Source organism: Pseudomonas sp. Pc102, assembly GCF_018408275.1.
Classification (GTDB): domain Bacteria; phylum Pseudomonadota; class Gammaproteobacteria; order Pseudomonadales; family Pseudomonadaceae; genus Metapseudomonas; species Metapseudomonas tohonis.
Genome location: NZ_AP021905.1, coordinates 3,688,930 through 3,706,142, shown reverse-complemented (window position 1 = coordinate 3,706,142; position 17,213 = coordinate 3,688,930). Strand labels below are relative to the sequence as shown.

Genomic DNA, 17,213 nt, shown 5'->3' with positions numbered 1-17,213 from the left:
GCTGGCGAGTGGGATTTAGGCGCCTGGGGCGCTTTGCCGGAGGTGGCGGGGAAGCTGGGCGGGCACGCCGGGGCGCCCGCCGCGAAGGGGTCAGGCGAGGGCGGGGGTGTCGCGGGTGATCCTGCCGGTCTGCAGGCGGATCAGCTGGTCGGCGATGTCGAAATAGCGGTCGTCGTGGGAGATCACCACGATCGTCTTGCCCATGCGCTTCAGGTCCGGCAGCAGCTCGGTGTAGAAGATGCGCCGGAAGGTCGGGTCCTGGTCGGCGGCCCATTCGTCGAACACCAGCACCGGGCGCTCATCGAGCCAAGCGTTGACCAGCGCCAGGCGCTTGCGTTGCCCGGTGGACAGGTCGGTGGTGGTGAAGCGTCCATCCTTGACGCTGACCTTGTGGGCGATCTCCAGGCGCTCCAGGTACTGGGTGGCGTCCTGGGGGATGGCCCGGTCGGACGCGAGCACGTCCTCGAACAGGAAGTAGTCGGCGAACACCGTGGTGAACAGCTGCCGGTATTCGTCCAGGCCCTTGGCGTCGATGGCCTGGCCGTCGACCCGGATCTCGCCCTGCTGCGGGCTGTACAGGCCCAGCAGCAGCTTGATCAGGGTGGTCTTGCCGCAGCCGTTCTCGCCGACGATGAAGAGGATCTCGCCGGCCTCGACATCCAGGTCGATCGGGCCGAGCGTGAACGGGGCGTTGCCGTCCACCGCCGGGAAGGCGTACTGCACGTTGCGCAGCTCCAGGCGGTGCAGCGCGGGGGCGGGCCGGGGCGGCGTGTCCAGCAGCAGGTGCGGCTCCGGCGAGGAGAAGCGCTCGGCCAGGTCGGCGATGCGGCGGAAGGCGATTTGCGCGCGGCCGACGATGGGCAGGTTGCCGATCAGGTTCTCCAGCGGCCCCTTCATGTAGAGCAGGACGAGGACGAACCCGCTCATCACCTCCGGGTTGGCGCTCGGCCAGATCGACTGCATGGCCAGGGCCAGGCCGATCACCACGAAGAACAGCATCGAGCCGAAGCTCTTGGCGATGACGAAGATGTTGATCGCGCGGATATGGGTCTGGCAGATGAAGTCGGCGGTGCCCTGGATGTTGTCCTTGAGCATGCGCTGGCGGCGCGGGCGGTGGATGCGCAGTTCCTTGGCGCCCTCGGAGATCGCCTGGTAGTGCTTCTGCAGGTTGTCCTCGGCGTCGCGGGCGGCGTGGAAGCCCCGCAGGCCCTTGCTCTGCGCGACGAACTGCACGGCCGAGCCGATGCCGATGGCCAGCAGCGTGAGCGCGAAGATGGGCAGCGACAGCGTGGCCAGGTAGCCCAGGCAGCCGAGCACCACGGTCATGGAGATGGCCAGGGGGGCGAAGGCGAAGGCGAAGTCGCTGATGGTGTCGACGTCGTGGGTCAGCACCGGGATGAGCCGGTGGGTGCGATAGCGCTCGATCTGCTCGATCGGCGCGGCGAGCACCTTGGCCCCCAGGTCCTTGCGCAGCAGCGCGATGACCCGCTGGCCCACCGAGTTGCTGCCGATGTCGGCGGCGATGCTGGCCATCAGGGCGACGGCGCACAGGCCGACGAAGGCCAGCACGACCTGGCGGTCGATGCCGGCCTCGCTGTGCAGGCCCTGGTTGACCGTGGCCAGCAGCGCCGTGACGCTCAGGCCGCCGAGGATGCCGCACAGGATCGAGACGAACAGGGTCGAGCGGTAGGGCTTGATCAGGCTCAGGAGTTCTCGGGTGGCGCTGCGTGGGGATGAAGTCATGGAATCGGCCTCGTTCACCGCATGGGGAGGCAGCCCCTGGCGGTGAACCTGGGGCTGTGTAGAGAGAAGACGAGTCGTCGCGGGGTGGATTTAGCGCGGCGGCGCGGCGGGCTCAGAGCTCGCGGGCGACGCGAAAGCCCAGCCAGTCGCCACGGGTGGCGGGGTCGCGGTCGTTGCGGTTGCCGGAGCGGGAGAAGATCGGCGCCTCGGAGTAGTCATTGCCGCGGATCATGCGGGATGCGCAGTTGCCGGCCAGCCACGGGCTGCCGTCGACGGGGGCGCCCTGGTAGTCGTCGTTCTGGCAGTCGGCCACCCATTCGTAGACGTTGCCATGCATGTCGTGGACGCCGAAGGCGTTGGCCGGGAAGCTGCCCGCCGGGGAGGTGTAGTTGTAGCCGTCGGCGGCGCCGTAGGTGTTGGCGTGCCGGGCGATGCTGTAGTCCTTGCCTTCGTCGAGGGGGAAGGGGAACGGGCCCTCGCTGCCGGCGCGGGCGGCGTACTCGCGTTCGGCCTCGCTGAGCATGCGGTAGTGCTTGCCGGTCTTCTTCGACAGCCAGGCGACATAGGCCTTCACCTCGTCGTAGCTGATGCACACGGCGGGTTGCTCGGGGCCCTGCGGGTAGCTGGGCTTGCCGTTGCTGCACAGGCGGCCGGGGCGGTCGTCGCCATCGGGGAGGGTGACCTTGGCCTCGCGCTGCCAGGCCTGCAGCTCCCTGGCCAGCACCTGGAACCGGCTGATGGCGAAGGGCCTGGCGAAGGTCACGGTGTGCAGCGGGCCCTCGTCGGGCTGGCGGCCGAGCTCGTTCTCGGGCGTGCCCATGGTGAAGCTGCCGGCGGGCAGCACGACCATCTCGGGGCAGTCCTTGCAGTCCTTGAACGGGGTGCCGGGTTCGTTCGCCCTGGCAGCGATGGCGGGGGTGGTGGCGAGCAGGGTGGCCACCAGGGCCAGGGGCTTGAGTGCGTGCATGGCGGTTCTCTCGAATGGCGAAAGGGTCAGGCGAGCTGCGGGGCGAGGATCTCCAGCACCCGGTCGATCTCGGCTTCGTCGTTGAGCAGGCTGGGCGCCAGGCGCACCACGGGGCCGACGTCGCGGTCCACGGCGTCGCTGATCACCTTGCGCTCCAGCAGGTAGCGGGCGACGGCGTCGCAGTCGCGGCCCTCGACGCGGAAGAAGGTGAAGCCCGAGGACAGCTCGCGGCTGCGCGGCGTGACCAGCTGCACCCTGGCGTGCTCGGCCAGGCGCGCCTTGAGGTAGTCGTTGAGCTGGTGGATGCGCGCCTGGACGTCGGCCTTGCCCAGTTGCAGGTGCAGCTCGAAGGCCTTGCCCACTGCCAGGCGGTGGTCGAAGGCGTGGTAGCCGCCGGGGGTCATCAGGGTGCCGAAGGTCTCGCCCTTGGTGAAGGTGGGGATGCTGGGCACCAGATGGGGCTGCGGCGTCTCCTCGCGGGCGACGATCACGCCTGTGCCACGGGGGCCGAACAGCCACTTGTGGGTGCCGGCGATGAAGTAGTCGCAGTTGAAGTCGGCGAAGTCCAGGTCCTCGACGCCGAAGCCATGGACGCCGTCCACCACGTAGAGGAGGCGGTCCGCCTCGTCGCGGCCCTGGTTGATCTCCTTCACCAGCTGGCCGACCTCGCGGGCCGGCAGCTTCACGCCGCTGCCGGACTGCACCCAGGTCATGCCCAGCACGCGGGTCTCGGGGCGGATGGCCTGGCGGACGTTGCCGAGCATCTCGTCCACCGAGGCGAGGTGCGGGTCCTTGAACAACGCGACGCGGCGCACCCGGGTGCCCATCAGCTGCTCGCGGTAGTCCAGGCGCGCGTTGGTGGAGTAGTGCTCGTGGGCGCTGACCAGGATCTCCTTGCCCGGCGCCACCTGCAGGCCGCCATAGACCATCGCCAGGCCGTCGGTGGTGCTGCCGGTTAAGGCGACCTGGCCGGGGCGCACGCCGAAGTAGCGGCCGGCCCAGGCGCGCACGTCGTTCTCGTAGCCCCAGAGCTCCTCGCGGTCCCAGTCCAGCACCTCGCCGGGGTTGGCATCCAGCCGGGCACGGAAGTGGGCGATGGCCTCGCGCACCACGCGGGGGTGGGAGGCGAGCAGGAAGGAGCAGAAGTGCAGGTAGTCCGGGTCCAGGTCGAACTGCTGGCGCAGGGCTTGCCACTTGTCCCGGGCGGGGCTGGCCGGCGGGGTGGCGGCCCGGGCGTCGCCGGCGAGGGCGGAGCCCAGGGGCAGGGCGGCGGCGATGAGGCCGGCGTGCTTGAGGAAGGTGCGACGGTCGCTCATCAGCCACGCTCCGCTTGCGGTTGTGCGGCGCTGGCGGCGGCCGGTTTGGCACGGCGCTGCACCTCCTCCCAGACGCGGAGGAAGTTGCCGCCCCAGAGCTTGGCGATATCGGCGTCGGAGTAGCCGCGCAGGATCAGCTCGGCGGTGAGGTTGCGCGACTCGCCGACGTTCATCCAGCCCTCGACGCCGCCGCCGTCGTTGAAGTCGCTGGCGATGCCGACATGGTCGATGCCGACCTTGCGCACGGTGTAGTCGATGGCGTCCACCAGTTCCTTGACGCTGGCGCGGGGCTCTTCCTCGAGGATGGCGTAGAGCGCGCTGGCGTACTCGCCGAAGCGCTGCTCCGGCCAGATGGCGATGATCGGGTCGCCCGGCATCAGGGCGTTGGCCAGGCCGTCGAGCGGTTGCAGGCCGAAGCGCGCACGCAGGGCGTTGAGCTTGTCCAGGGTGGGCTGGCTCAGCGGCTTGAGGTAGGCGGGGAAGCCCACCACCTGGATCACCCCGCCGCTTGCCTTGATCCGCTGCATTTCCGGGTCGCTGAGGTTGCGCGGGATGTCCACCAGCGCGCGCGGCGCCGAGTGCGAGGCGACGATGGGCGCGCGGCTGAGGCGGGCGACGTCTTCCAGGGCCAGGGTGGACATCTGCGACACGTCGATCACCACGCCCAGGTCGTTCAGCCGTGCCACCGCCTGCTCGCCCAGGGGCGAGAGGCCGCCGAGGGCGTCGACGCTGTCGTTGAAGAAGGGCAGCGGGCGCGAGGAGTCGGCCCAGGCGTTGTTGCCCACGTAGCTGAAGCCGAACATGCGCATGCCGCGCGCGGCCCAGGTGTCCAGGGCGCCGAGGTCGTCGCCCAGGGGATAGGCGTTGAGCATGCTGATGAAGATGGCGAACTTGCCTTCGCCGTGCAGGCGGCGGAAATCGGCCGGGGTGTAGGCGATGCCGACCTGGTTGGGGAAGTCGCGCACCATGCCGCTGATGATCCTGTAGCGCAGCTCCTGCTGGTGGCGCGCCTCGTCGACGAAGGCGGCGGTGGGGCGATGGGGCGCGTTGGGGCCGTTCCAGATCTCCGGCCAGCCGAAGATGGTCAGCGCCGCACCGGAGAGGCGCCCGCGCCCGGCCTTGACCAGGTCGAACTGGCCGTCGCCGTCCCGGTCGGCCTCCTTGCCTTCGGTGCCGAAGTCGGTGGGCACGGTGATGTGGCTGTCGAAGGAGAGGATGCGGTCCTGCAGCTCGGCGGCGTGCTTGACCACCTCCTTCGGGTAGCCCTCGGCCTGGCGGTACGCGAGGACGTACCAGGCCGCCACAGCGACGAGGGCGAGGAGGAGTGCCAGGGCGGCTAGGTAGGGGGCCTTGCTGGAGCGGGTCGTGTTCATTGCCATCCCGTTGATTGCCAGGGTCGATGCGTGTGCGACGCCCGCCGCTGCGGGGTTCGCCTGTCACGGAGGAACGAGGGTGGCGGTGGGAAATTTAGCGTCCCGGCGGCGGTAAATTTGTATCAGGGCCTCTCGTTCTAGCTGGATAGGCGTGGCTGACACGGATGCGGGTGTGACGATGAGGTTTTCCAGGCGTGGGTTCATGGCGGGGCTGGCGGTGGTCGGGGCGGCAGCGCCTGCGGTGTGGTACGCGCGCCAGCCGGTGGACCACGACGACACGCTGGAGCCGGGCCAGGTGGAGACGCCCGGCGAGGCCAGCGTCGAGGTCGCGGCCGGCGAGGGCGTGCGCATCGCCGACACGCTGCGCGGTATCTGGGACATGCGTTTCAGCGGCATGGACATCGGCCTGGACGACCTGCCGTTGCAGGGCGTCGAGATGCTGCTGGACGTCGGCCCCGGTGGCCGTTCCCTGCGCGGCTTCATCGATATGGGCGCGCGCCTGCGTGGCCGTGGCGAGCCGCGTTACCGGGTGCTGGGCGAACTGGCCACGGCGGACGCGCGCACGGTGCGCTGGCGCCTGGTGCCGGCCGGCGAATCGGCGCCCAGCCACGAGCTGGAGGCGATCCTCGACGAGGTATGGGGCGGGTGGGGGGACGCCGGTGCGGGCACTCTCAGCGGCCGCATCCGCCGCCTCGACCGGCCGCTGGATATGCCCGAGCCGGACAGCCGCTTCGTCGCCATCAAGCGAGCCTTCCCCGAGGCGCAGCGGGTCACCCCGCTGGCGCCGGCGCTGCTGGCCTGGCTGGTCTCGCCCGGGCACCGGCTGTTCCACCAGCTCTGGCACGCCACGCGGGACAAGTGGCACCGCCTCGACGACGCCAGGCGCGATGCGCTGCGCGGTGCCGGCTGGCAACCCGGCCCGCGCGATGCCGAGCGCGGCGCACGGGGGCGGCGCAAGCACCTCAACGGCTCGGGCGAGGATTTCTTCTTCATGCACCGGCACATGCTCGGCCAGGCCCGCGCCCTGCAGCCCGACCTGCCGAACTGGACGCGCCTGCCGCTGCCCTCGCCCTATGTCGAGCATGACCGCCTGGGGTTCATCCGCTACCAGGAGAACCGGGACGGCGACTCGGTGCCCCCGGCCTGGGTGGCCGCCGACGACGAGGAACTGAGCCAGTGGCTGCACGGCATCAAGGCGGCCGAGACCTTCTTCGGCAACTTCCAGGTCTGGGAGTCGCAGTACCAGGACCCGGACTACCTGAGTCGCCTGACCCTGGCGCAGTTCGGTTCGGAAGTGGAGCTGAACATCCACGACTGGCTGCACATGCGCTGGGCGACCGTGACCCGCGACCCGTCCAACGGCATGCCGGTGGTGGGCGATCGCGAGCCCTCCGACTATGCCGCGCGCTGGTTCCGCGATGAGAACGACTACCTGGGCGACCCCTTCTCGTCCCACGTCAACCCGGTGTTCTGGCGCTTCCACGGCTGGATCGACGACCGCATCGAGGACTGGTTCCGCGCCCACGAGCGCGCCCACCCCGGCGAGGTGCAGCGTCGCGAAGTCAACGGCGTGCCCTGGTTCGCGCCGGGGCGCTGGGTGGAGGTGGCCGACCCCTGGCTCGGGCCCAGCACCCACGGTTGCGGCGGCATCGCCGATGCCGGCGGCGGTGCCGGGGAGCTGGAGGTCGAAGCCATGAAACTGGCCCTGCGCATCGCCTTCAGCGGCGAGGAAGACATCGGCGACCTGCTGCGCCGGACCCCGCGCCGGCCCTGGTATGCGCGCAACCTGAAGCTGCCGGGCAAGGTGTGATCAAGCTGGGCGAATGAATTCGCCCCTACGGGCAGGGCGTACCCCGGTGCGTAGGGTGGAGGTCGCTTTTTACCTCCACCGTGCGGTGTCGGGCGTGGCGCGGCGTTTTGTATGAGGCCCCGGATCGATGGGTTTCGCGGAGCTCTACCCATCCTACGAATGCTTCGCGGCGGTGCGTATCGGGGAGCCCGGGAATCGGCCTGCGCGCGTGCCTGAATGCCGGTCACAAATGAATTCGTTCCCACGGGCAGGGCGTACCCGGTGCGTAGGGTGGAGGTCGCTTTTTACCTCCACCGGGCGGAGCCGAGCATGGCACGGCATTTTTTCGCGAGCAGGTATTGCCTGGTGCGTATCGGGTAGCTCGGGCTTCAGCCCGGGGAGCGGTCGGCTTGCAGGCGGGTGTCCGGCGTCCAGCCGCCGCCCAGGGCCTTGTACAGGCCGACGGCGGCTTGCAGGCGGGCGAGGTGCAGTTGTACGGCGTCGTCTTCGGCCTGGTAGAGGCTGCGCTGGGTCTCCAGCACGGTGAGCAGGGTCTCGGCGCCGGCGCGGTAGCGGTTTTCCGCCAGGTCGAAGGCGCGCTGGGCCTGGGCGAGTTCTTCGGCTTGCCACTGGCGCTGGCGGTCGAGGCCGTCGATGGCCAGCAGGGCGCGCTCCACGTCGCCGAAGGCCGCGACTATGGCGGCGCGGTAGGTGGCCAGCAGCTCCTCCTCGCGGGCCTGGCGCTGGCGATGGCCGGCGTCGAGGCGGCCGGCGTTGAAGATGGGCGCGGCGAGGCCGGCGGCGACGCCGTAGTAAGGGTTGCGCAGGATGTCGGAGAACTGCTCGGAGCCGGTGCCGAGGCTGGCGCTCAGGGTCAGGCTCGGCAGCATCGCGGCGCGGGCGACGCGCACGTCGGCGTCGGCGGCGGCCAGGCGTGCTTCGGCGGCGGCGATGTCGGGGCGACGGCCGAGCAGTTCGCTGGGCACGCCGGCGCCGATGCCGGGCCACTGGATGCCGGCCAGTTTCCCGCCCTTCAGGTCCAGTGCCTGCACCGGTTGGCCGAGCAGCGTGGCCAGGGCGACACGGGCTTCGCCGCCCTGTTGGCGCAGGCGTTCCAGGGCGCGTTCGCGGCCGGCCACCAGGCTGCGCTGCTGGGCCAGTTCCAGGCGCGTGGCGGCGCCGGCGGCCTGGCGTGCCTCCACCAGTTGCAGCACCTGGCGGGCGTTGTCGAGGTTGCCTTCGGCGATGCGCAGCTGTTCGCCCAGGGCCAGCACCTGCAGGTAGCTGCTGGCGACGCCGGCGAGCAGGGTCAGCTCCAGGGTCGCCTGGTCGAAGCGGCTGGCCTCCAGGCTGTGCAGGGCGCTGTCGCGGGCGGCGCGCCTGCCGCCCCAGAAATCCAGCTCGTAGCTGGCGCTGAGGCCGGCGGCATAGGTGTCGAAACGCGGCTTGTCGCGCTCGGCATCCAGGGCGCTGAAGCCTTCGTCACCCAGCAGTTGCTGGTAGCTGCCGCTCAGCTCGGCCTTCACGTCCGGCAGCAGCGGGGCGCCGGCGATCACGGCGGCGGCGCTGGCCTGGCGTATCCGTGCGCGGCCGGCGGCGAGGTCGAAGCTGCCTTGGCGGGCCTGCTGGATCAGCCGGCTGAGTTCAGGGCTGCCGAAGGCGTGCCACCAGTCGGCGCTGATCTGCGCGGCGCCCTGGCGGGCAGGGGACTGCCAGTGGGGAGGCGGCGTGATCGCCGCCGTCGGTGTGGTATCGGCGCCGGTGCAGGCGCCGAGCGCCAGGCACAGGGGCAGCAGGGTGCGGGGGGCGAGTGCGGTCATGGGCTGGTCAGTGCGGTTACCGGATCGAGCCGCGCGGCCTTGCGTGCCGGCATGAAGCCGAAGGCGACGCCGGTGGCCAGGGCGCAGGCGAAGGCGCCGAGCATGGCGGTGAGGGAGAAGGCGATGGCGACATCGGCCAGCAACAGGGCGCCGCCCACCAGCAGGGCGATGGCGATGCCGGTGATGCCGCCGGTGACCGAGAGCAGCGTGGCTTCGGTGAGGAACTGGCGGAGGATGTCGCGCTGGCGGGCGCCGGTGGCCATGCGGATGCCGATTTCACGGGTCCGCTCGCGCACCGTCATGAGCATGATGTTCATGACGCCGATGCCGCCCACCAGCAGGGAGATGGCGGCGATGGCGCCGAGCATCAGCGACAGGCTGTTGCGCGTGCTGGCCTCGGCCTGGATCAGTGCGGCGTTGTTGGTCAGCTCGAAGTCGCGGATGCCGCGGTGCAGGCGCAGCAGCAGGCGGTCGATGGCGGCCTCGGCCTGTTGCACGCGCCCGGCGTCGGCGGCGGCGACCACGACGAAGTCCGGCTCGGGCTTGCCGAACAGGCGGATGCTGGCGGTGGAGTAGGGCACGACGATCTGCGAGTCGGCGTCCTCGTCGCCGGAGCTGGCGCCCTTGGCCGCCAGGGTGCCGATCACCTGGAAGGGCACGTTCTCGATGAGGATGTGCTGGCCGATGGGGTCGCGTCCGGCGAATAGCTTGTCGCGTACCTTCTGGCCGATCACCGCCACGGTGGCGGCGCTGTCCTCGTCGGCCTGGTCGAAGAAGGCGCCTTCGACGACGGGCCAGTTGAGGATGCTGGGGAAGTCGACGCCGTTGCCACGGGTGTAGGCCTGGAAGTCGAGGTTGCCGCGACGCACCAGGGTGTAGCCGCCGGTGACCGGCATGATCCGCTCGACCTGGGGCAGCCCGGACAGCGCGGCGATGTCGGCGAGGCTGACCACGCCCTCGGGCACGCGCGGGTTCGGCGAGTAGCCGGAGAGGTAGATGATGTTGGAGCCGAAGGCGCCCATCTGCGCCATGACCTGGCGCTTGCTGCCTTCGCCGATGGCCAGCATGACCACCACCGAGGCGACGCCGATGACGATGCCGAGCAGGGTCAGGGCGGTGCGGAAGCGGTTCACCCACATCACCCGCCAGGCGGCGCGCAGGGCTTCGAGCAGTTCGCCCCGCCAGGCGCCGGGGGGCAGTTCGCGGCGCTCTTCGAGGCGTTCGCGCAGGCGGCTGGCCGGCAGTGAGCCGGCGTTGGCGCCGGGCGTCCGGGCGTCGGCGCTGTCACTGAGGACATGGCCGTCGCGCACTTCGATGATGCGCTGGGCGCGGGCGGCGACTTCGCGGTCGTGGGTGATGAGGATCACCGCGTGGCCCTGGGCGGACAGCTCCTCGAGCAGCTTCATCACCTCGATGCCGCTCTGGCTGTCGAGGGCGCCTGTGGGTTCGTCGGCGAGGATCACGTGGCCGCCGTTCATCAGCGCGCGGGCGATGGAGACGCGTTGCTGCTGCCCGCCGGAGAGCTGGTGCGGGCGGTTGCCGGCGCGGCTCTCCAGGCCCAGGCGGCGCAGCAGTTCGGCGGCGCGGGCGCTGCGCTCGGGTGCGGGGGTGCCGGCATAGATGGCCGGCATCTCGACGTTCTCGCGGGCCGAGGCGGAGGGGATCAGGTGGTAGCCCTGGAAGACGAAGCCGAAGGCCTCGCGGCGCAGCCAGGCCAGCTCGTCGCCGTCCAGCGCGGCGACGTCGCGGCCGGCGAAGCGGTAGGTGCCGGAGCTGGGGCGGTCGAGGCAGCCGAGGATGTTCATCAGGGTCGACTTGCCGGAGCCGGAGGCGCCGACTATCGCGACGAATTCGCCGGCCTCGATGCGCAGGGAGACGCCGCGCAGCACCTCGACTTCCGGCGTGCCGTTGCCGCCGTAGCGCTTGCGGACGTCGATCAGTTCCAGCAGGGCGGGTTCGTGCAGGGCCTTCATCGGGCGTCGCCGGGTTCGCCGATCAGCAGGCGTTCGCCCTCGCTGAGCCCGGACAGCACCTGGACCTGCATGCGGTCGCGCACGCCGGTGCGCACCTGGCGCTCCTCGATGGCGCCCCGGGCGCCGACCACCCGCACCCTGTCGTCGTCCAGCAGCGCGGCGATGGGCACGGCCAGGGCGTTCTCTACGCGCTCGGAGACGAAGTGGACCTGGGCGGTCATCTCGGTCATCAGGGCGTTGTCCTGGTTGTCCACGTCCAGCAGCACGGTGTAGAGCACCACGCGGCCGCCGCTGCCGGTGGGGCTGCCACCGCCCTGGCTGAGCTGGTCGAGCGGGCGCGGCGGCAGCGGCAGCACCTGGCGCACGCGGGCTTCCCAGCGCCGGCCTTCGCCGCTGAGGGTGGTGAACCAGGCGGGCATGCCGGGCCGCACGCGGCCGATGTCGGCTTCCGAGACCTGGGCCCAGACGGTCATCGGCGAGAGCTTGGCGATACGCAGGATCAGGGGAGTCTGCTGCTGGGCGTTGAGGGTCTGGCCGACACGGGCGTCGACCGCTACCACGGTGCCGGAGATGGGGGCGTAGATGCGCGTGTAGCCGAGCTCGGCCTCGTCGCTGCGCAGGGTCGCCTGGGCCTGGCGGATCTGTGCCTCGATCATGGCGATGCGCGCCCGGGTGGTGCGCACCTGGGCGTGGGCGACCTGCAGGTCCTCGTCGCGGGTGGCGCCGCTGGCGGCGAGTTTCTGCTGGCGGGCGTACTGCTGGCGGGCCAGCGCGTGCTGGGCCTGCTGTTCTTCCCGCTGCGCCGCGAGGGTGTCGATGGAGGAGCGCCCGGCATCGACCCGCGCCTGCTGGGTGGAGGGGTCGATCTCCACCAGCAGCTGGCCTTCCTCGACGCTGTCGCCGGGCTCCACGTGCAGCTTGCGGATCTGCCCGGAGGCCTGGGCGCCGACATCGACGTAGCGGCGTGGCTGCAGGGTGCCGAGGGCGCTGACGCTGCTTTCGATGGTGCCGACGGCGACGGTCACGGTGTCGCCTTCATGGACGGCGTCGGGCATGGCCTTCCAGGCGGCGAGCGCGAGGAGGGGGGCGAGCAGCAGCGGGGCGAGGATCAGGCGGCGTGGAAGTCGTGGGGCGCTCATGGGGTGTCCGGCTCTGGAGGGGCCCTGGCCGGCACACTGCGACGGCGAAGGGGCGCTGCCAGATGAACGATCACGGCGCGGGGAAATTTACGGCTCTGTCTGCGTTAGCTGTTGTGAGCTTGGTGCGAAGGCTCAAGTCCGGTGCTTTCTGAGCATTTATGACTCCCTGTCACGCCCACCGCGTGGGTTTCGCTTCGCTCTACGCCACCCTACGTAAACCACTCCGCCCCCAAAGCGTGATGCGCACATCGATGAAGATTCCGGCGAAGACATTGGAGCAGCGGAAACGCCCCTTCAGGAGGCCGAACGCAGTCGTTGCGTCGGGGGACGAGCGGCATGGATGCCGCGAGAGGCGCGCCAGGCCATGGATGGCCCATCGCGCCGGCCCCCAGAGCGACGACGGAGTGAGGGCACCCGACGCAGTCGGGCCGGATGATGGGGCATGTATGGATCAACCACATGGGTAACAAATGAGTTCAGTCACATGGGTGACACTTTCAAGGATAGATAACCCTCCTGCTGTTCTCGCTCATCCAGACGGCCAATTACAACTGGGCCGAAATGCACAGCCCAGAGTTCTTCACCAATCTGCTCCAATCCAATCTGTTCGTGCTTGAGGAGGTGCCCTACGTAGATACGTAATCCCCTTCGATTGAGGATGCCGTTGCAATCTGCCCGATAGACTTCGACATGGCCCGGATACGTCAGCTCCGGCAACTGTTCTGGATAAGCACGTGGCGACTCCTGATAGCACTGGCTGGGTGTCTGCTGCTTCAGGGCCTCATGAGGTCTCTGCTGGTTGTAGTCCTGAATGAACTCATCGAAGCGCTGTTGTTGCTCTGCCATGTGCGCCGCCACAGGCTGGGTGACTGCTCGTTTCAAGGTCCGGTGCATGCGCTCATGCCGCCCATTTTGCTCAGGCCGCCCTGGGGCAATGCGCTCCGGAATGATGCCCAGACGTAACCACCAGATCGACAGCTGAGTCAAACCAGTTCTGCCCGTACTGGCAAACGGTGTTCCGTTGTCGGTCCGCAGTCGCAGCGGCAGCCCATGACAACGAAACAGCCGCTCAAAGACTGCCTTGGTCTCCTCCAGTCGTGTCCCTGCCATTCCTTCACAGGCAAGGAGGTATCGGCTGGCGTGATCCATAACCGTCAGGGGGTAGCACCACTTACCGTCCTGGGTCAGAAACTGGCCTTTGTAATCCGCGCTCCAGAGCTCATTGGGCTCATGGGTCGTCTTCAGCGGTTTTGGATAGCTCGGTACCCGGCGGCGGACTCGGCGTGGAGTAACGAGCCCCTCTTGCTTGAGGATCATGTAGATCGTGGTTCTGGAGGGGCTCTGGCCCGGGTATCGCCTTTCGACCAGTGCTTGGATCTTCTTGGGCCCTAGCTCAACTGTCGAGCGGCGACGTAAGTCGAGGATGTACTGACGGATGACGTAGGGAATTCGCTCCTGGTGGTGCCGTTGCCGGCTCTGCTCGGCAAGCCCTTGCATCCCGGCTTGTCTGTAGCGCTCGACCCACTTGTAACCCGTCTTGCGGCTAATGCCGAAGTGCTCGCAAAGCCCAGTAAAGCTGCTCACCTGCCTGAGGTAATCAGCAATGAACAGTACTTTTTCGTCCATAGGTTTCAGCTCTCGCCAAGGCATGGGGCACCCTCCTGAGGGAACCCCGCCAGGTTAAAAACTGTTACCCATGTGGTTGAACCGATTTGTCACCTATGTGGGTGAGTCATACCGGCAAGCGTTTTTGGTTTCTTTTTTGGCGATTGAAAAAAGAGACTCGCCGGGGGGCGAAACCAGAAACATCAGCAAAGCTCGACAATCAGCTGGGCTCGAAACCTTCTAGCAACACTTAACGCAGACAGAGACAAATTTACCGGATGGGGCGTTCCGGGCATGGCGCCCGGCTTCACAGGCGCATCTTGCGGTTGCTGATCAGGGTGCTGCCATCGGCCTGCTGGGCGAGGCTGACGGGCAGGACCTGGGGCAGGGCGCTGACCAGGCTGCGGATGTCGCGGGTGCTGTAGATGCCGCCGATGCGCTGGTCGGCACTGGCCTGGTCACCCAGTACCAGCGGGGCGTCGAGGTAGCGGTTGATCAGCGGCACGGCCTCGGCGAGGGTCAGGTCGTCGAGGATCAGCTTGCCGTCGCGCCAGGCCAGGGCCTTCTGCGTGTCCACGGCGCCGACCGCCGGCTTCATGTCGCCCGGACCGAAGCTGGCTTGCATGCCGGGGCTGAGGTTGCTGTCGTTGCCGCGCTGCTCGCTGCGCACCTTGACCGAGCCCTCGGTGACGGTGACCACGACGTTGTCCTGGTACTTCCAGACGTTGAAGCGGGTGCCGGTGACGGTGATCGAGCCCTGGCCGGCCTGCACCACGAACGGGTGGGCGCTGTCGTGGCTGACGTGGAAGTAGGCTTCGCCGCTGTCGAGGCTGACGCGGCGCTGGTCGATGAAGTTGGCGTAGCTCAGGCGCGTGGCGAGGTTCAGCTCCACGTCGCTGCCGTCGGGCAGGGTGATGCGGCGGATGCTGTTCTCGGCTTCGAAGCGCTGGTAGCTGTCGGGCAGCCAGCCGGCGATCCAGCCGCTGTAGCCGGCGAGCGGCAGGGCGACCAGGGCCAGCGCCAGGGCGCGCGCATGGCGACGCAGGAGGCCGCGCGGGCGCTGGCGGGGCGGCAACTGGGCGAGGCTCGGCGGCGGTTTGGGAAGCTGGCGGGGTACGTGCAGGCGGGGGGACGGCTGGGTCGGCGGCAGGTGTTCGCTGAGGTCCCAGATCTCCAGCATCTCGGCGTATTCGAGGGCGTGGGCCGGGTCCGCTTCGATCCAGGCCTGGAACTGGGCACGCTCCTCGTCCGTGCAATCCTCCGCGTGCAGGCGCATGCACCAGTGGGCGGCGACTTCGACCAGCGAGTCGCCTTGGGGTTTGGAGGAGGCGTTGTTCATCAGGATTACCGGTTCTGCCTGAATTCGAGTGGTTGCTTCACACGTTGACGCGGCGCACTGAGATATGAATCTTGATGAGAATTATTATAAATTTAATAATTTCAGACTGCCAGCATCACCCTGTGGGTGAGGTTTGATCCAGCTCAAGTGTAAGCGCCGCTTGCGGCCGGCGCCGGGGGAGCGAATTGGAAATCTACTATCGGGAGCTGGTGCGTTTCCTCAGCGCCAGGCTCGGGGATCGGCAGGCGGCCGCGGATGTGGCGCATGACGCGTATTTGCGGGTGATGGAGCGCGCGAGTCAAGAGCGGATCGAATCCCCACGGGCGTTTCTCTACCGAACGGCGCTGAACCTGGTGGTCGACGAACACCGCCGCAACGCCGTGCGGCGCAACGAACCGCTGGAGGTGCTGGACGAGGAAGAGGACTCGCGGCACCGCTCGCCTTCGCCCTTGCGCTTGCTGGCCCAGGTGCAGCGGCTGGGCCTGCTGCAGCGCGCCCTCGACGAGTTGCCGGCGTTGTGCCGCGACGCCTTCCTGCTGCGCAGGCTGGAGGGCCTTTCCCATGACGAGATCGCCGCGCGCCTGGGAATCTCCCGGTCGCTGGTGGAGAAGCACATCGTCAACGCCATGAAGCACTGTCGCCTGCGCATGCGCGAGTGGGAGTCCGCCTGACGCCGGTCGACACGCCGGCTAAATTTCATTTCCCTGTCCTCGTTCCTAGTCAACAGGCGGCCAGTGGGGCCGTCATCGAATGACTGCCGCCCTCGCCGGGGCGCCTCCAGAGGACACTGGACATGACTCAGCCCCTGAACACCGCCCTCCACGACCTGATCGGCATCGGCTTCGGCCCCTCCAACCTGGCCCTGGCCATCGCCCTGCAGGAGCGTGCCCGCCACCAGGGTGCGCTGGATGCGCTGTTCCTCGACAAGCAGGCCGACTACCGCTGGCACGGCAACACCCTGGTGACCCAGAGCGAGCTGCAGATTTCCTTCCTCAAGGACCTGGTGTCCCTGCGCAACCCCACCAGCCCCTATTCCTTCGTCAACTACCTGCACCAGCACGGCCGCCTGGTGGACTTCATCAACCTCGGCACCTTCTACCCGTGCCGCATGGAGTTCAACGACTACCTGCGCTGGGTGGCCGGGCAGTTCCAGGAGCAGAGCCGCTACGGCGAGGAGGTGCTGGCCATCGAGCCGGTGCTGGAGGGCCAGCGCGTCGAGGCGCTGCGGGTGATCTCCCGCGATGCCGGCGGCGAGACCCATGTCCGCGCCACGCGTTCGGTGGTGGTCAGCGCCGGGGGACCGCGCGCATTCCCCAGGCCTTCCGCCATCTCAAGGACGATGCCCGGGTTTTCCACCACTCGCAGTACCTGGAGCGCATCGCCAGGCAGCCCTGCGTCGGCGGCAAGCCCATGCGCATCGCCATCATCGGCGGCGGGCAGAGCGCGGCCGAGGCCTTCATCGACCTCAACGACAGCTACCCCTCGGTGCAGGTGGACATGATCCTGCGCGGCTCGGCGCTCAAGCCTGCGGACGACAGCCCCTTCGTCAACGAAGTGTTCTCCCCCGAGTTCACCGACCTGATCTTCAACCAGACCGGTGCCGAGCGTGAGCGCTTCATCCGCGAGTACCACAACACCAACTACTCGGTGGTGGACATCGACCTGATCGAGCGCATCTACGGCATCTTCTACCGCCAGAAGGTCTCCGGCATCCGCCGCCACGCCTTCCACATCCTCAGCACCGTGGAGCGCGCCAATGCCGGCGCCGACGGCATCGAGCTGGTGCTGCGCAACAACGCCAGCGGCGAGCAGAGCGTGCAGCGCTACGACGCCGTGGTGCTCGCCACCGGCTACGAGCGCCAGGCCCATCGCCACCTGCTGGAGCCCCTGGCGCAGTGGATGGGCGACTTCGAAGTGGGCCGCGACTACCGCATCCGCACCGACGAGCGTTGCCAGGCGGCCGTCTACATGCAGGGCTTCTGCCAGGCCAGCCACGGGCTCAGCGACACCCTGCTGTCGGTGCTGCCGATCCGCGCCGACGAGATCGCCGCCTCGCTCTACGCCCACATCGAGCCGGGCGCCCGTGTCGAGCGCGGCCTCCAGCAGGCCCTCGCCGCCGCCAGCTGACCGCTTCGCCCGCGCCGGCCCC

Annotated in this window: 11 protein-coding genes and 1 pseudogene; 3 read left to right on the top strand and 9 right to left on the bottom strand. The window is 68.8% G+C overall.

Annotated elements, in window-relative coordinates; translation table 11 throughout:
- Positions 1-90: 90 nt before the first annotated feature.
- From PHLH3_RS17025 to pvdM, 4 genes are all read right to left on the bottom strand, one after another.
- Positions 91-1,743 (bottom strand): cyclic peptide export ABC transporter, encoded by a 1,653-nt coding sequence (locus tag PHLH3_RS17025; RefSeq protein ID WP_213625052.1) that lies wholly within the window; start codon positions 1,741-1,743, stop codon positions 91-93.
- Between the two features lie 112 nt (positions 1,744-1,855).
- Complete coding sequence (locus tag PHLH3_RS17020) at positions 1,856-2,710, bottom strand: formylglycine-generating enzyme family protein (protein WP_213625051.1); 855 nt, start codon at positions 2,708-2,710, stop codon at positions 1,856-1,858.
- A 26-nt stretch (positions 2,711-2,736) separates the two neighbouring features.
- The gene (gene pvdN, locus PHLH3_RS17015) at positions 2,737-4,026 is read right to left on the bottom strand and encodes a pyoverdine-tailoring periplasmic protein PvdN (RefSeq protein ID WP_213625050.1); all 1,290 of its coding nucleotides are present in this window, start codon (positions 4,024-4,026) and stop codon (positions 2,737-2,739) included.
- Positions 4,026-5,399, bottom strand: coding sequence for a pyoverdine-tailoring dipeptidase-like protein PvdM (gene pvdM, locus PHLH3_RS17010; protein ID WP_213625049.1), 1,374 nt, complete (start codon positions 5,397-5,399; stop codon positions 4,026-4,028). Before pvdM ends, pvdN begins: the two co-directional genes overlap by 1 nt.
- 178 nt (positions 5,400-5,577) lie before the next feature.
- On the opposite strand from pvdM, the gene PHLH3_RS17005 reads away from it, so the two are divergent.
- Positions 5,578-7,209 carry a PvdJ/PvdD/PvdP-like protein gene (locus PHLH3_RS17005; RefSeq protein ID WP_213625048.1) on the top strand — a complete coding sequence of 544 codons (1,632 nt, stop codon included), beginning with the start codon at positions 5,578-5,580 and terminating at the stop codon, positions 7,207-7,209.
- 368 nt (positions 7,210-7,577) lie between these two features.
- Here PHLH3_RS17005 and PHLH3_RS17000 read toward each other — a convergent pair whose 3' ends face one another.
- From PHLH3_RS17000 to PHLH3_RS16980, 5 genes are all read right to left on the bottom strand, one after another.
- The gene (locus PHLH3_RS17000) at positions 7,578-9,008 is read right to left on the bottom strand and encodes an efflux transporter outer membrane subunit (RefSeq protein ID WP_213625047.1); all 1,431 of its coding nucleotides are present in this window, start codon (positions 9,006-9,008) and stop codon (positions 7,578-7,580) included.
- Positions 9,005-10,981, bottom strand: a complete 1,977-nt coding sequence (locus PHLH3_RS16995; protein ID WP_213625046.1) for a MacB family efflux pump subunit — start codon at positions 10,979-10,981, stop codon at positions 9,005-9,007. Before PHLH3_RS16995 ends, PHLH3_RS17000 begins: the two co-directional genes overlap by 4 nt.
- Positions 10,978-12,120 carry an efflux RND transporter periplasmic adaptor subunit gene (locus PHLH3_RS16990; RefSeq protein WP_213625045.1) on the bottom strand — a complete coding sequence of 381 codons (1,143 nt, stop codon included), beginning with the start codon at positions 12,118-12,120 and terminating at the stop codon, positions 10,978-10,980. The genes PHLH3_RS16995 and PHLH3_RS16990 overlap by 4 nt, the downstream gene beginning before the upstream one ends.
- Before the next feature lie 480 nt (positions 12,121-12,600).
- The gene (locus PHLH3_RS16985) at positions 12,601-13,770 is read right to left on the bottom strand and encodes an integrase core domain-containing protein (RefSeq protein WP_213625044.1); all 1,170 of its coding nucleotides are present in this window, start codon (positions 13,768-13,770) and stop codon (positions 12,601-12,603) included.
- Between the two features lie 262 nt (positions 13,771-14,032).
- Positions 14,033-15,064, bottom strand: a complete 1,032-nt coding sequence (locus PHLH3_RS16980) for a FecR family protein (protein WP_244862896.1) — start codon at positions 15,062-15,064, stop codon at positions 14,033-14,035.
- A gap of 185 nt (positions 15,065-15,249) precedes the next feature.
- Between PHLH3_RS16980 and PHLH3_RS16975 the strand changes: the two genes are divergently transcribed.
- Both PHLH3_RS16975 and PHLH3_RS16970 read left to right on the top strand, forming a co-directional pair.
- Positions 15,250-15,735 (top strand): sigma-70 family RNA polymerase sigma factor, encoded by a 486-nt coding sequence (locus tag PHLH3_RS16975; protein WP_213625043.1) that lies wholly within the window; start codon positions 15,250-15,252, stop codon positions 15,733-15,735.
- A 122-nt stretch (positions 15,736-15,857) separates the two neighbouring features.
- A pseudogene (locus PHLH3_RS16970) lies at positions 15,858-17,191 on the top strand (SidA/IucD/PvdA family monooxygenase).
- Positions 17,192-17,213: the final 22 nt, after the last annotated feature.